We start from the raw sequence: 14,246 nt of genomic DNA, 5'->3' as shown, positions 1-14,246 counted from the left end.
CCTTTCAAGATAGAATGTTAGAGTGAATACACAAGGGAGTGCCTTGAGCTGAGATTGCAGATATGCAAAATCCTCTAACCTGATCTCGTTAGGACGAGCGTAGGAATTGTGGTTTGAATTGGTTAAACATGACAAATGACAAAAGAATCTCCTTTGCTGTATAAAAAAAGGAGATTTTTTATGTCAAAAAATAACAACACTACCTGTCTTATTGAAACTGCTATTTTTGCAGCGCTTGCTATGGCTTTATCAATGATTCCTGATTTTGCGTCATGGTTCACTCCCTCTTTTGGAGCAATTCCTCTGATACTTTTTGCCTTACGTCGTGGTACAAAATACGGTCTATTTGCTGGCTTAATTTGGGGCTTATTGCACTTTGTTCTTTCCAAAGTATATTACCTTAGTTTATCCCAAGTTTTTATAGAATACATCTTAGCATTTATAAGTATGGGACTTGCAGGCGTATTTTCTGCTAAATTTAAAGATGCACTTAGCAGCAGCTCTAAAACTAAAGCTTTATCATTAGCATTATCTGGAGCAATATTAGCAACATTTGTTCGTTATGTTTGGCATTATATCGCTGGTGTTATTTTTTGGGCTAGTTATGCACCAAAAGGTATGTCTGCTACATTATACTCATTAAGCGTCAATGGTACTGCTGGTTTGTTAACTCTATTTTTTGTAGTCATTAGTATTATTATTTTAGTTATCAGCTACCCTAGCTTCTTTTTACCTAAGAAATAAAAAAAAATAAAAGGATTGATTTTCAAAGAATCAATCCTTTTATTTTACACTAATATAAGTTTTTTGATAAAAAATCTAGCTACTACTATCTATAAAAATGACGCGCTGCTTTTAAAGACTTAATAAGAATGTAGATATGAATAGATGTTGTTATAATAATTGCTACAATCTCCACTTTTTGAAAAACAAATGAGATAAAGAATAATACAAAATAGATCGTAGGGAAAATAAAACCACTTAAATTCATGACAATATCAAAACACGTCTTATAATTTGATTCCAACTCTGCTTCGTCCAATTGTAAGACATTGTTTTTCAACTCTTTTAAAGTTGGAGCGACTGTCATTTTTATACCTCGGATATTCTGATATACTTTTAAAAAATATATATGTAAACCCCATAAAACAAATAGCAGTGATAAATCATATATTGGAATAACTAAAGTAACTGAATCATCAAAAATATTTAGTTTATAGTTAAATAAAGTATTAACTATACTGAGTACTATTGAAATTGACACAAAAGTCATCCCATAAGAATGTCTTAAATTAATCTGGCGATAAATTTCTTCAGATTGACTTTCATCAACATTGAAAAAAACTTTCTGATATTTTTGAATCTGATAGAGGTAGATGAGACTAAAGAGAGCTGTTATAATTACAACAATACGACTAACCCATAGGAAATATTGAACAATATTAATTTCAGATAAGTACTTATCTTGACCAAATATGTTAAAAAGAGCTCCTACGGAACCAAGTATGGCCCCTATAAAACCACCAATTAAAAGACTTTTGATAATTCGAACAAATGTAGTATCACTTTGTTTTATAAAATTTTTCATCGTTATTCCTCCGTTGACACTAAACTAAAAACATTCTCTAGGGATTCTTTAAATACTTGAGAAATCTTCATAGCAATAATAACAGATGGCGTATATTCTCCGCGTTCAATTAGGCTAATTGTTTGTCTTGAGACTCCTGTTAATTTGGCGAGTTCTGTTTGATTGATACCATCTCGTGCACGCAATTCTTTGAGCCTGTTTTTTAAAATTAATCCCATCATTTTTCTCCTTTATAAAATGATATATAGATTTATTCCTCACTCTATTTATTGACTGGACGCAATTCCTTGATATCATGAATACGGACAATACGTACCTCCTCTTTACTTCGTTTCAAGTTGCGACGAATCTGTACCCAATCCTCATCTACCTTTTAAATCTCATAAGGATGCGTTTGAAAACCATCCTCTAAATAAATCATACATGTGCTTCCTACTAAATCTTGAATCATTTGTGACATAAGTTTTTTCCTTTTTTCTAATTGTTTAACCCTACGACTGAGTGCCTTTTGCTCTTTAGGTACACCAATATACATCATGACCATAAAAAAAGCCATTAAGCCAAAAAATTCCATCTATCTACTCCCTTTCTTTTTGCAAACAAAACTCAAGCCCTGCAATTGATGCTACCAACACACAAAATACAATTTCATTTATTTCTATTATATCAAGCATATCGAGAGCAAGATTACTCGCCATACATAAGCAAACTAGGGTTTCCATAACTCTTGCAACCATCCGACCTGTAATAATAAATTCCTTTTTCATTTGAGTAACTCCTAAAACCATTGTGCTTTTGAAACAATCATTAATCTGATTGTTCAATGATTAAGTGATTTTAACACGCTCCTCCTTTGATATTATTTTTCTTTTTTACAAATAATTATTAGCAAAGATTATTGATATCATTAAAATATCACCCCAAAAAAGGTTACTAAATTATTTCTATTTAGTAACCTTTTAAATCTTCAATTTTTAGTTAAAGCCTCTTTAGCCATAAACTTATAAAGGCCCGAGTAACGTCCTCTATAATCTTTTTTCCATGGTTTATCTCGTCCTGCAAAATGCAAAAAAACAGTATGGTTAATAACCCACTCTAAATCCCATTCATTGCGACTTTTTAATTGATAAATAAGACTATACCTAGCATCATAATTATAAATTTCATCAGGTATTGGTTTAACCAAATTAGCGTATAAGCCATTTAAGATATCCTGATCTGGTAAGATTAGACGACCACGGTTTTGCATTATGTAATCTAAGATAGTTTGTTGATGAACAACTTTTCGTATAGCAGGCAAGTTCATCAAGAGTACCCCTGTATTGAAATAAGAGGATTCTAGCTCTACATTTTTTAACCGTAATTTATTGACATAATCTAGAAACTTACCATCAGTATTATGACTTGCCGCTGCATATAGTTGATCACCTAACTCCATATCATATAAACTTGAGAAATCATTTAAGCAAAGCATATCTGCATCTAAATAAAGTATCCTATCTAAGGTCTCAGGTAAAAATTTATGAGCCAAAAGTCGATAATATATTGTATCTGGATAGCGATCAGTTGTAGGTGCCTGAGCAAATACTTCGGTACCTACAATTATTGGATGATAGACAACTTCTAAATTTTGAGTATATTGAATAAGTTCTGTATGACGTTTGAGTAATGTTTTTTGTAAGACATATATCTCTAACTTACGATTCTTGGTTTGTCGGACAAGCGAATAAAGCATCACTTTAAAATGATCTACGTACATATCATCAATAGAAAATAATAGATTCATGAGTTGGATCCTCTCCGTAGTATATCTTCTTTCATCCTAACATATGTCTAAAGAAAAACCAAGTTTGAGTTAAAACTTGGTTATCTTTTATATAAAACTTCCCCATAATATAGCTAAAATAATTGCTGGCAACATATTGATAACTTTAATATTTAGGTTAAAGAGTAAATTAACACCGACACAGAATATAAGCATATTTCCTACTAAGTTAAGGTAATCTAAAGATGATGGATTAAGTAGGCTCCCCATGAAAAAAGCAACAATCGTAAGGCTACCTTGTAGTAAAGCGACAGGAAGTGCAGAAAATAGAGCTCCTTTCCCTAAAGACACTGTCATAATTGCAATAATAATCATGTCTAACATTCCCTTAGCAAATAAAATCGAATGATCTGCTGCTATACCATCTTGAATGCTACCAACAACGGCCATTGCTCCAATACAAACGGTACAAGTTGAGGTGACGAATGCCTCCACAAATTTAATATCGTTACCACTTCCTGTTTTTTGCTTAAGATAGTTCCCAAATTTATCAATATACGAATCTAGTGATAGCAACTCTCCAAGTACCGTACCTAGAGCAAGAGTAATAATCATCATATTTGTATGATTAGAGATGAGATGTGACTTTTCGACTAACATCATTTTCTCCAAAACACCTGATATCGAAATAAATAAAACTGCAACTCCCATGGCTTGCATAAGGCTCTTTTGAAGTGATTCTTTCAAAAAATTTTTCAAAAATAAACCTACAAAGCCTCCAACTATAATAAGAATAACATTGATAACTGTTCCTAAACCAACCATATTTCTCCTATATACACAAAGGAACAGAACGATGTTCTGCCCTTTGCCTGTTTTATTTACTAACTAAATGAGAGGTACTTCTTATAAATTTTCTGCAACTGCTGCTAGCAGCTCTGCAATTTTACTTGCATCGCTACCACCTGCCATAGCCATGTCTGGTTTACCACCACCACGACCTGCTACAATTGGTGCCAATCCTTTGATCATGTTACCAGCGTGGACATCTTTAGTTTTGCTTGCAACAAGGACATTAACCTTCTCACCAATAGCTGCTACGAGAACAAGCACATCAGAGTAGTCTTTTTGTTTCCAGTTATCAGCAAATGTACGAAGTGCACCTGCGTCTGCAACATCAACTTGACTAGCAATGAAGCGCACGCCCTTAGCTTCTTGAACATCTTTAAAGACATCACCAGCTGCTGCAGCTGCTGCTTTTTCTTTAAGCTCTACATTTTCTTTTTGAAGATCACGAAGTGAGTCACTAAGAGCTTGTACTTTAGTTGCTGCATCTTTCAATTGCGGAGCTTTTACAGTAGTAGCAATCTCTTTTAGTGCATCTTCTTGGTTACGATAAGCTTCAAAAGCTTGTCTACCAGTAACTGCAATAATACGACGAGTGCCTGAACCAATACCTTCTTCTTTGACAATCTTGAAGAGACCGATTTCTGAAGAATTATTTAAGTGAGTTCCACCGCAAAGTTCAACAGAATAATTACCAATTTGAACCACACGAACCACTTTACCATATTTCTCACCAAAAAGTGCCATTGCTCCCATCTCTTTTGCGGTTTCAACGTCAGTTTCAGTAGTTGTGATTGTAAGAGCGTTCCAAATTTGCTCATTAACTTCTTGTTCAATATGACGAAGTTCCTCATTGCTTACTGCTTCAAAGTGAGTAAAATCAAAGCGCAAGAATTCTTCTTCGTTCAATGAACCAGCCTGAGTTGCGTGTTCACCGATAACATTGTGAAGAGCTGCATGGAGCAAGTGAGTTGCTGTGTGGTTTTTCTCAACAGCCAAACGACGCTCTTTGTTGATTTCAAGTGTGTAGTTTGTTCCAACTGAAAGTGATGCCAAAACATTTACAGTGTGTAGAGGTTGACCATTTGGTGCTTTTTGAACATCAACAACCTCAGCAACTGTGTCACCCTTATCATTTTTGATGACACCGTGGTCAGCAACCTGTCCACCCATTTCAGCATAGAATGGTGTTTGAGCAAAGACAAGAAGGGCTTGGCCTTCTGAAACAGCCTCAGTACGTTCATTATCAGCAATGATAACTGAAAGACTTGATTCAAGACTATATGTGTCGTATTCGAAGCGTGATTCTTCAACGATACCAGCTAGGGTTTCATTTTGCATACCCATTGAGCCACCCTTAACAACAGCCGCACGCGCACGGTCTTGTTGTTCTTTCATGGCTGCTTTGAAGCCTTCGTGGTCAATCTTGTAGCCTGCATCTTCTGCCAATTCCTCTGTCAATTCAACTGGGAATCCATAAGTATCATAAAGTTTGAAGATATCTTTACCTTCAAGAGTATCCTTACCTTCAGATTTAAGCTGCGCAAGCAATGAATCCAAGTGACCGCTACCTGCATCGATAGTACGAGCAAATGTTTCTTCCTCACGTTTAACGATTTTCTCGATAAAATCACGTTTTTCAAGCACTTCTGGGTAGTAGCTTTCCATGATTTGTCCAACAGTCGGAACCAATTTGTAAAGGAAAGTTTCGTTGATGCCAAGACGGCGACCGTGCATAACCGCACGACGAAGAAGACGACGAAGAACGTAACCACGACCTTCATTTCCAGGAAGCGCACCATCACCGATAGCAAATGAAAGCGCACGGATGTGGTCAGCGATAACCTTGAAACTCATGTTTTCGCCATCTGGATCGTAAGTTTTACCTGACAATTTCTCTACTTCACGGATGATAGGCATGAAAAGGTCAGTTTCAAAGTTTGTTTTTGCCCCTTGCATAACAGCTGCAAGACGTTCAAGACCCGCACCCGTATCAATGTTTTTGTTTGGCAATTCTTTGTATTCTGAACGTGGTACGGCTGGGTCAGCATTGAATTGTGAGAGAACGATATTCCAGATTTCGATGTAACGATCGTTTTCGATATCTTCAGCCAAAAGACGAAGTCCGATATTGTCTGGATCGAAATCTTCACCACGGTCGAAGAAAATCTCAGTATCTGGACCTGAAGGACCAGCACCGATTTCCCAGAAGTTATCCTCGATCGGCACCAAGTGACTTGGTTCAACGCCACAAGCAATCCAACGGTTATATGAATCTTTGTCATCAGGGTAGTAAGTCATGTAGAGCTTGTCTTTAGGGAAGTCAAACCATTCAGGACTTGTCAAGAGTTCAAATCCCCACTCAATAGCTTCATCACGGAAATAGTCTCCAATTGAGAAGTTACCAAGCATTTCAAACATAGTATGGTGACGTGCTGTTTTACCAACATTTTCAATATCATTAGTACGAATTGATTTTTGTGCATTGGTAATACGTGGATTTTCTGGAATCACTGAACCATCAAAATATTTTTTCAAGGTTGCAACACCTGAGTTGATCCAAAGAAGCGTTGGGTCGTTCACAGGAACCAAGTTAGCTGAAGGCTCAACGGAATGTCCTTTGGATTTCCAGAAATCCAACCACATTTGGCGGATTTGTGCAGACGATAATTCTTTCATTATTCTCTCCTAAAATTAGTTTGATGCATTTTTTTCTAACTCTTTGACATAGTCGATCGCTATGACAAGCGAAATTGTCAAATCGTTGTAAGTTTCATTGTAAACTTCTACCTGATAAGTTGAAGTCATACGAAACCACTGTTGAGATATGTTTGCTATAACTTGATTGTCTTTTAAGAGTTGGAAATCCATATCCCAAAAATTTCCCTTAACTTCCATATCAAGGTCTTCAATGGTGTAGTGAGGTTTCAAAAATGAGAAATCTTTCTTAATCGTGAAATGATTCCCATTAGCTAATGTCACATTAAACTTTGGTAAAAAACTTAAAACCTTCTTCTCAATCTGACTAATGAGATGCCCCTCTTCGTCAAAGACTTTAAAAGTCTTAGGTAGAGGGAACAAACTTCCTTCAACGTGATAACAGGGAAGCCCAGTCTGGTCTGTAATAGTAAATTTACCGCCTAGAGAAAACATTTTTTCTTTAATTTGAAAAGTAGCCATATCTCTTCCTCCTCGAAAGTTGACAAATAGCAAAAGACAAGTCCATTACGAAGGGCGAAAACCGCGGTACCACCTTCATTCAATGAACTTGTCATTCTCATTTATTTTTAGTTTTACCCCATTGAGTAGCATCTTTTTCTGATTATCCATGACTCGCAGCAACCGTCACTTTTCTGTATCTAATCGTTGAAATTTCATTCTCAATAGTATTAATTATACAGTCTTTTTAAGACTTGGTCAACTATTTTTTAAGTGATGATGAACCACTTGTTGTAGCATATTGTGATAAGATGCCTGCAAATGCTTTATCTTTAATCTTAACATTAGCTTTTTCTAAGGCTTTTGAAATCACTTTATTTTGGAAGGCTCTATCGCTTGTTTTATCCTTAAGAATAACTTCTTTTAAGCGATTTTTGTAAGATTTCCAATCAGATTTTTTCTCTGTCTTATCAGTTACTTTAATGATGTAGTAACTTGTTTTATAAGTTGTTGAATCAACCGTTGACACCACATCTGAAACACCATTTTTATCTAGCTTAAAGGCTGCTGACATAACTTCTTTAGGGAGGCTTGTCCCTGCAGAATCAAATTTATACTCAACTTTTTTATCAGTAGCTGTTGTTTTTTCTTTTGCAATCTTTGCAAAATCAGCTCCATCAGCCTTTACATCTTTAAGGACAGATTTAGCTTTATCTTCTGCATCCAATTTGATTACTTGTACAGAAGTTTCAGGAGTATAGTTTTTATATGCTTCTTTATAGTTTGCTTCTGTTAATTCTTTCTTAGCTGCTTCTTTTACAGCATATTCCACAAGCATAGTTGTGCGAATTTGTTGTTTGTAACCTTCCGGAGTCAAACCTGCTTGTGAAAGTGCGCTTGAAAATGAATTACCATAGCCTTTAGCTGTCTTATTATAAGCTTCTGATACTTTTTTATCTGAAACTTTATCACCATACTGTGTATCAAAAACACGTGAAAGGATCAATGTAAGCATTGATTGTTGTGCAGCTTTTGATGTTTTTACTTGATCATAAAAATCAGAGACTGTGATAGTGTCGCCCTTCATTGTAACAACATTTGTTCCATTTGATGTTTTACCTGAGCAGGCAGCTAATGTGGCAACTGACATAAGTGTCAAAAAGCCTGCTGCAAGTTTTGATCTTGTTTTCATGATTTATAACTCCTTTTTGTCATTAACTCCATTATTATATCATAATTTCTTAAAAATGCCTTAATCTTCTAGTACAATATGCTCTGCATTTTTACGAATCATCAATAAACCATCTCCCAAAGGTACCAAAGTAGCAGTTAAATCAGGATGTTGCAAAGTCGAGTCAAATAAACGTTGCAGACCTCGGTAGATAGTTCGCTGACCTCTTCTCACTTCATCGATAGGTTTTGCAATATCTCCACCTTGGAAAATATCATCTAAAACAACTACTCCTCCAACATCTAAATGTTTTAATACTTGAGGTAAAAAAACGATATATTTAGACTTAGCAGAATCCATGAATACAAAATCGTAAGATTTATCCAATGTTTGTAACACATCCACAGCATCGCCTTCCAAAAGGGTTATCTGATTGTGATTATCATATTTTGCAAAGTTTTCCTTAGCCAAGGCAATCATCTCTTCATTACGATCGATCGTTGTTATCTTTGCTTCAGGAGCATTTTCTGCCATCAAAAGGGCCGAAAAACCAATAGCTGTTCCAATTTCTAAAATGTGCTTAGGTTGTAATGTTTGCATCAAAAAACGAAAATAAGTCGCTGTTTCATGAGGTATAATAGGGATATTTTCCTGTTTAGCAAATGCTTCTAACTCTGCTAAACAGCCATTATTTTGTTTTTGGTGCTGACGCATATATTGAACAATTTCTTCTTTAACTACTGGACGACGCATATTATGATTAGCATTTTTACTGTAAGATTGAACCACTTTTGGCTCCTCTTTTCTATTTTAAATAATAACTTTTTTATTATAGCAAAAAATGTCTAACTCTGAGAATGATTTAATCCAAACGAGTGAAATCAAGTGATATTATATCTTTGAGACTTGAAATATTATAGTTTTCTTTGGAATTCTCTAACCTTAAGTTTATAGATTTTATACCAGCATTTTGAGCAACCTCCAAATCTAGGGGACGATCTCCTATGTAATAAGTCATTGATTTATCTAAAGAATATCGTTTAACTAAATAATTAATCCCTTGTGGATGTGGTTTTCGCTCGAATCCAGAAACACCAGTTAAAATTTCATCAAAATAATGAGAGATCTGCAAGGTTTCCAACACTGAATGCGTACTTGCTCCTTTATGTGTATACATAAAATTGGGGATATCTTGTTCTTTGGTCCATTCTAAAATCTCTTTTGCATATGGCATTAAATGTATTTTAGAATCTCGACTTTCTTGTTCTTTTGTGAAATATGCTTTCAGTTTTTCATGAGGTATTTGCTCTTCCTCTGAAAGGTTTACCAATAATTGCCCCACTGATGCCTGTAAAATATATTCATGGATTAATTCTTTATCAAATATTAAGCCAAAATGACGATAGGTTTCTTCAAGAGCTTCCATAATTGGTACATACGAATCTATTAATGTCCCATCTAAATCCCAAATAAAAGTAAGCTTTTTCATCCTATTTCCCTTCTTTTTTGACAATAGCAGTTTTGGTCTCATAAAAATCATAGCTTGGGTAGGTATTTCCAACTATTGAGTTTTCCACTAACTAACTTTACCAAAACCACTCTCAAAACAAACTATAAAATAACTGATCACTATCAAAAACCAGTCTAGTTGACTGGTTTTACTTCAATAGCTATATTTTCAACTTAATCATTATGGACGCCTTTTGCTACAAGATTTTCAAGTTCCACTAAACGCTCTTCAAATACTCTAAAAGCTGCATCCAGATAGTCTGCACTAGTCATATCAACACCAGCTTTAGCAATGACGTTTAGAGGGTAATCTGAATTACCAGCTTTAAGGTAATTTAGGTAGGCCTCTTTATCCTCCGGATTACCGTTTACAATACGCTCTGCTAAATAATTTGCTGCTGCGAAGCCGGTTGCATATTGGAAAACATAATAATTGTAGTAAAAGTGTGGAATTCTTGCCCATTCATATTGAATAAAATGATTATCTTCTTTAGTCAAACCATAATATTTTTCATTAAGCTCAGCGTAAAGGTTGTTTAAGTATTTGCTAGTTAGTACTTGCCCCTCCTGATCAGCTACATGAATGGCATGTTCGAATTCAGCGAACTGTGTTTGCCTAAAAATTGTTCCTTTGAAACCGTCCAAATAATGATTGAGAATTGCAAAGCGATTTTTATCATCTTTAACTTCTTTCAAAAGGGTTTCTGTTAATATATTTTCATTTGTTGTTGATGCAATTTCAGCTAGGAAAATAGAATAATCACCATAAACATAGGGTTGATTTTCACGAGTAAACGTCGAGTGTAGACTATGTCCAGTTTCATGAACCAGCGTATAAAGATTGTCTAAAGTATCTTGCCAGTTAAGAAGCATGAAAGCATTAGTGTCATAAGATCCACCTGAATAAGCGCCTGACCTCTTTCCTTTGTTAACATGGACATCAATCCAACGTTCAGTAAAAGCACGATGAACACGTTCAGAATATGCTTCGCCAAAAATAGCCAGAACCTCCTCTGATTTTTTTAGAGCTTCATCATAAGTAAAACTCATATCCATTTGAGAAAGGGGTGTATATACGTCATACATCTTCAAATCATCTAGCCCAAGAACTTTTTGACGCAACTTCATATAACGATGTAAGAGCGGTAAATGATGATTAACTGTCTTAATTAGAGTTTCGTAGACCTCTTCTGGAATAAAATTGGCAGATAGAGCTGATTGGCGTGCTGATTGATAATGATGCACACGAGCCTTAAAATTTTGAGATTTCACATTTGTTTGTAATGTTTTAGCGTAAGTATGCTGGAATTGTTCATATGTGCTATACATAGCTTGATATGCTTCTTTTCGAACCGTCCTATCGCTAGATTCCATAAGGGAAATGAAGTTACCATGTGTAAGCTCAACTTCCTCACCTTTTGCATTTTTTACAACTGGGAAGACCATATCTGCATTATCAAGGATTTCAAATGTCTCACCAGCTGCTCCAAAAATCTCACTAGCACCAGCTAACAATTCTTCTTCGTTTTGAGATAAGACATGAGGTTTATTTGCAAATGTTTTCTCAAAGAAATGATCATATTTTTGCAAGTCAGGCATTTCTAAAAGGAATGACTGGTAATCAGACTCTGAAAGTTGCAATAGTTCTGGCTCGTAAAACGAAAATGTTTCACTAAATTTTGCATAGAGCGCTGTCGCTTTCGCTTGAAATTCTTGATATTTCGCAACAGTGGTGTCTTGGTCATTTTTCATTGAAGCATAGACATAAACTTTTTCTAAACGGCGAGATAAATCTAGTTCAACCTCCGTGATCTCCAATAAAGATTGGCTTGAGTCCAACAGATGAGCTGAAAAACCCTTTGCGTTATCGATGGCTTGAGTAAGCTCTACCACTTCAGTTTCCCATAACTCATCAGTCGCAAAGACAGTAGTTAAATCCCATTGGTATTTTTCTTCAATATGTGAGCGATTGTCTGACATTTTGTATCCTCCAGTTTAATTCTTAGTGACTATTTTATCATAAAATACAGGGGGATAAAGTGTTTGGTCCAAGTTATTCTTATTTTTTTGATAATAATTTGTAAAATTCTGATAAAACGATGTTAGAGAATTTGTTATTTGACAAAAATCAGTATCTACACGTGGTGGCTGTATTTGAGGAAAAAACATCATTAGCTCTTGAGTCAATAGATTCTGACCAGAAAGGTAGGCCTTTTCTTGTTTTCGTAACCAAAATTGATTGCCATAGCGTAACTGCTGACGCACATAATCTCTGATATTTCTGTCTTGTTTAACCTTATAAAAATTTAGATTTTTTGATTGGTATGGCCACTTCAAAAATGCTAGAACGTCTCCACTAAGAGGGCAAGTTTTACTTAAGTAATAGACATGTCCGCGTAAATCTTCGTAAATCAAATATTTTAGTCTCAGCACTTCTAACCTCAAATCTAACTCCCAAATATGAAATCCGATACTTTGAGAAAATTGTAAAAATTGTTTATGTAGATTTGTTAACCGATGCTTTAACCAGAGTTTTTCCCCTAGTAACCATCTCACTTGAAAGTCTGCCTGTAGATATGCTTTTGTTCGCTCCCTGAGTCGCTGCTCTGACAGTCGGCTACACTGAACTTCTAAAGCCAATGTCTCATTCACAAATAAATCTGCAATCTGATTAATTTCTGGCAAATGATGCTCGAGCATAGTTTCATTCTCTCTACTTAAACTCATATATAACTTTGCTTTTAATTGCAAGTGCTCATTAGACTCATTTTCATGATGAAACTGACAATTTTTTAGACTAATATGTGCAAAGTGTCTTCTCATGATTCGACCTGCTTTTAACCTTACAGCTGAACAACAAGTTGGACAAAAATACTGTCCCTTTCCCGGATGAGACTCGAGTAGATTAATTAAATTTCCTTGTCTGTCTTTAGCAATTAACATTTTTTCTCCTACTTTTACTATTCGAAAAAAGTTATCCTTTCGGATAACTTTTTATTTATTTTTTGACATTAAAACTAGGTAAACAAAGACATTAATTACCATCAGCCCACTTGTTATTAAAAATGGTGTCATAAAAGGTTCCAGATGTAGCTGGCTTGGAAGTTTCGTTAAAATAAGCGGTGTCAAAATAACTCCTATATTACCAGCTGTTAAGGCAAGGCTTGTGATAAAGTTATTATGTTCTTTTGCATAGTTTTTTGAAATATAAAAGAATACAGAAGACATGGTGCCAACAAAACTAGCTCCTATTAAAATACTAGCTACGATAAAAATGATCTGATTATTAGCTAAAGCAAATAGCACATTACCTATTCCCATAGCTAGAATCATAATTAATAGCGTCTTCTCTTGGAATACTTTAACTAATTTTCCAAATAGAGATCCAACTAAAATACCACTAAAAGCAAGGAGAGTTAACATATTACTAGAGAAGCTCGTCGCGTAGTGATATTTTGTCACTAGTAAGGTTGGAATTTTGACAGTTGCTCCTATATAAGCAATACCTACTAAGAATGTGATAAGCATCAACAAAGCCGCTTTAGTATCAAATGTTGTACTAGCTTTAAGGGTATGTGTTTGATTTTCAACCTCTGGAACATTTTTCCAAAAGAAAAAGAAAACAGGAATAACCAGAAGGTAAACCAAATAAATATAATTCACACCAATAGCTAAAACCAATCCAACAATAAATGTAGTTAAGGCTTTACCGATATTAAGTGATGCTGTTCTAAGACCAATCATACTGGCTCTCTCATCAGCCTCATATAAATCCGTTATGATACTAATTGATAGCGAATTATAGAGACCAATACCAATACCCAAAAGTAGTCGACTAGCCATCGCAAGTGAAAAATTACTTGTAAAAAATGAGATAAACCCAGATATTAAGATTAAACATAAACCAAGTAAGACCGTGTTTTTTTTGCCAAGTTTTGTGACTACAAAATTACTCAAAATAACAAAAATAGTAATCATCATAGCTGGAATAGTAACTAAACTCTCTACTGAAGCTAGTCCAATATGAGGATTTTGAGTATGGTAAAAGGCATACAATTTAGGAATTGCAGGAGCAATTGCTAAGTGAGACATCAAAAAGATAGAAATCGATAAAATAGTCAATTTCAATGAAAGTTTTGAATTCAATGGTTTTCTCCTTTAAAATAATCACTTATAAGTATATGAAGAATACTAAGCAAGGTCAAGTG

The 14,246-nt window shown here is 34.9% G+C and carries 14 protein-coding genes, 1 pseudogene and 1 riboswitch; of the genes and pseudogenes, 1 reads left to right on the top strand and 14 read right to left on the bottom strand.

The genetic code is table 11. The features are described from left to right. Window positions 1-24: 24 nt before the first annotated feature. Window positions 25-123: riboswitch (TPP riboswitch) on the top strand. A 57-nt stretch (window positions 124-180) separates the two neighbouring features. Continuing rightward, window positions 181-744, top strand: coding sequence for an energy-coupled thiamine transporter ThiT (gene thiT, locus QOR44_RS03905; RefSeq protein ID WP_000042136.1), 564 nt, complete (start codon window positions 181-183; stop codon window positions 742-744). An 85-nt stretch (window positions 745-829) separates the two neighbouring features. Here thiT and QOR44_RS03900 read toward each other — a convergent pair whose 3' ends face one another. The 14 genes and pseudogenes from QOR44_RS03900 to QOR44_RS03835 form a co-directional block, all read right to left on the bottom strand. Further along, window positions 830-1,588: a DUF3169 family protein gene (locus QOR44_RS03900; protein WP_000787659.1), complete on the bottom strand. Its 759-nt coding sequence runs from the start codon at window positions 1,586-1,588 to the stop codon at window positions 830-832. A 2-nt stretch (window positions 1,589-1,590) separates the two neighbouring features. Next, a complete protein-coding gene (locus QOR44_RS03895) occupies window positions 1,591-1,806 on the bottom strand; it encodes a helix-turn-helix transcriptional regulator (protein ID WP_000522958.1) in 216 nt (71 codons plus the stop codon). A 44-nt stretch (window positions 1,807-1,850) separates the two neighbouring features. Then, window positions 1,851-2,132 (bottom strand): annotated as a pseudogene (locus QOR44_RS03890) (hypothetical protein). Window positions 2,133-2,166: 34 nt separating this feature from the next. Continuing rightward, on the bottom strand, window positions 2,167-2,355 hold the full coding sequence (locus QOR44_RS03885; RefSeq protein ID WP_000711346.1) for a hypothetical protein: 189 nt from the start codon (window positions 2,353-2,355) through the stop codon (window positions 2,167-2,169). A 200-nt stretch (window positions 2,356-2,555) separates the two neighbouring features. Next, a complete protein-coding gene (locus tag QOR44_RS03880; protein ID WP_001050375.1) occupies window positions 2,556-3,374 on the bottom strand; it encodes a glycosyltransferase family 8 protein in 819 nt (272 codons plus the stop codon). 87 nt (window positions 3,375-3,461) lie between these two features. After that, window positions 3,462-4,178 carry a DUF554 domain-containing protein gene (locus tag QOR44_RS03875; RefSeq protein ID WP_000232924.1) on the bottom strand — a complete coding sequence of 239 codons (717 nt, stop codon included), beginning with the start codon at window positions 4,176-4,178 and terminating at the stop codon, window positions 3,462-3,464. Between the two features lie 81 nt (window positions 4,179-4,259). Then, window positions 4,260-6,878, bottom strand: a complete 2,619-nt coding sequence (gene alaS, locus QOR44_RS03870; protein WP_000661548.1) for an alanine--tRNA ligase — start codon at window positions 6,876-6,878, stop codon at window positions 4,260-4,262. Window positions 6,879-6,893: 15 nt separating this feature from the next. Further along, window positions 6,894-7,379 (bottom strand): LURP-one-related/scramblase family protein, encoded by a 486-nt coding sequence (locus QOR44_RS03865; RefSeq protein ID WP_000190196.1) that lies wholly within the window; start codon window positions 7,377-7,379, stop codon window positions 6,894-6,896. 241 nt (window positions 7,380-7,620) lie between these two features. Then, a complete protein-coding gene (gene prsA / locus QOR44_RS03860) occupies window positions 7,621-8,550 on the bottom strand; it encodes a peptidylprolyl isomerase PrsA (RefSeq protein ID WP_000857817.1) in 930 nt (309 codons plus the stop codon). A gap of 60 nt (window positions 8,551-8,610) precedes the next feature. Further along, a complete protein-coding gene (locus tag QOR44_RS03855) occupies window positions 8,611-9,318 on the bottom strand; it encodes an O-methyltransferase (RefSeq protein WP_000250854.1) in 708 nt (235 codons plus the stop codon). A gap of 73 nt (window positions 9,319-9,391) precedes the next feature. Beyond that, on the bottom strand, window positions 9,392-10,018 hold the full coding sequence (locus tag QOR44_RS03850) for an HAD-IA family hydrolase (protein ID WP_000736931.1): 627 nt from the start codon (window positions 10,016-10,018) through the stop codon (window positions 9,392-9,394). 194 nt (window positions 10,019-10,212) lie between these two features. Further along, complete coding sequence (pepF, locus tag QOR44_RS03845; RefSeq protein WP_001282901.1) at window positions 10,213-12,018, bottom strand: oligoendopeptidase F; 1,806 nt, start codon at window positions 12,016-12,018, stop codon at window positions 10,213-10,215. Window positions 12,019-12,033: 15 nt separating this feature from the next. Next, window positions 12,034-12,981 (bottom strand): competence protein CoiA, encoded by a 948-nt coding sequence (locus QOR44_RS03840; RefSeq protein WP_000903646.1) that lies wholly within the window; start codon window positions 12,979-12,981, stop codon window positions 12,034-12,036. A gap of 51 nt (window positions 12,982-13,032) precedes the next feature. Then, on the bottom strand, window positions 13,033-14,184 hold the full coding sequence (locus QOR44_RS03835; protein ID WP_001086191.1) for an MFS transporter: 1,152 nt from the start codon (window positions 14,182-14,184) through the stop codon (window positions 13,033-13,035). Window positions 14,185-14,246 lie beyond the last annotated feature (62 nt).

Origin of the sequence: Streptococcus agalactiae, assembly GCF_949788565.1 — a bacterium.
In the GTDB taxonomy this organism is placed as follows: Bacteria; Bacillota; Bacilli; order Lactobacillales; family Streptococcaceae; genus Streptococcus; species Streptococcus agalactiae.
Note: the sequence above shows the minus strand (reverse complement) of the source record. Positions and strands in the feature narration are given on the sequence as shown.

Bases quoted from the DNA above. Each gene is read 5' to 3' on its own strand.
- thiT (WP_000042136.1), top strand. From the start codon at position 181: ATGTCAAAAAATAACAACACTACCTGTCTTATTGAAACTGCTATTTTT.
- QOR44_RS03900 (WP_000787659.1), bottom strand. From the start codon at position 1,588: ATGAAAAATTTTATAAAACAAAGTGATACTACATTTGTTCGAATTATC.
- QOR44_RS03895 (WP_000522958.1), bottom strand. From the start codon at position 1,806: ATGGGATTAATTTTAAAAAACAGGCTCAAAGAATTGCGTGCACGAGAT.
- QOR44_RS03885 (WP_000711346.1), bottom strand. From the start codon at position 2,355: ATGAAAAAGGAATTTATTATTACAGGTCGGATGGTTGCAAGAGTTATG.
- QOR44_RS03880 (WP_001050375.1), bottom strand. From the start codon at position 3,374: ATGAATCTATTATTTTCTATTGATGATATGTACGTAGATCATTTTAAA.
- QOR44_RS03875 (WP_000232924.1), bottom strand. From the start codon at position 4,178: ATGGTTGGTTTAGGAACAGTTATCAATGTTATTCTTATTATAGTTGGA.
- alaS (WP_000661548.1), bottom strand. From the start codon at position 6,878: ATGAAAGAATTATCGTCTGCACAAATCCGCCAAATGTGGTTGGATTTC.
- QOR44_RS03865 (WP_000190196.1), bottom strand. From the start codon at position 7,379: ATGGCTACTTTTCAAATTAAAGAAAAAATGTTTTCTCTAGGCGGTAAA.
- prsA (WP_000857817.1), bottom strand. From the start codon at position 8,550: ATGAAAACAAGATCAAAACTTGCAGCAGGCTTTTTGACACTTATGTCA.
- QOR44_RS03850 (WP_000736931.1), bottom strand. From the start codon at position 10,018: ATGAAAAAGCTTACTTTTATTTGGGATTTAGATGGGACATTAATAGAT.
- pepF (WP_001282901.1), bottom strand. From the start codon at position 12,018: ATGTCAGACAATCGCTCACATATTGAAGAAAAATACCAATGGGATTTA.
- QOR44_RS03840 (WP_000903646.1), bottom strand. From the start codon at position 12,981: ATGTTAATTGCTAAAGACAGACAAGGAAATTTAATTAATCTACTCGAG.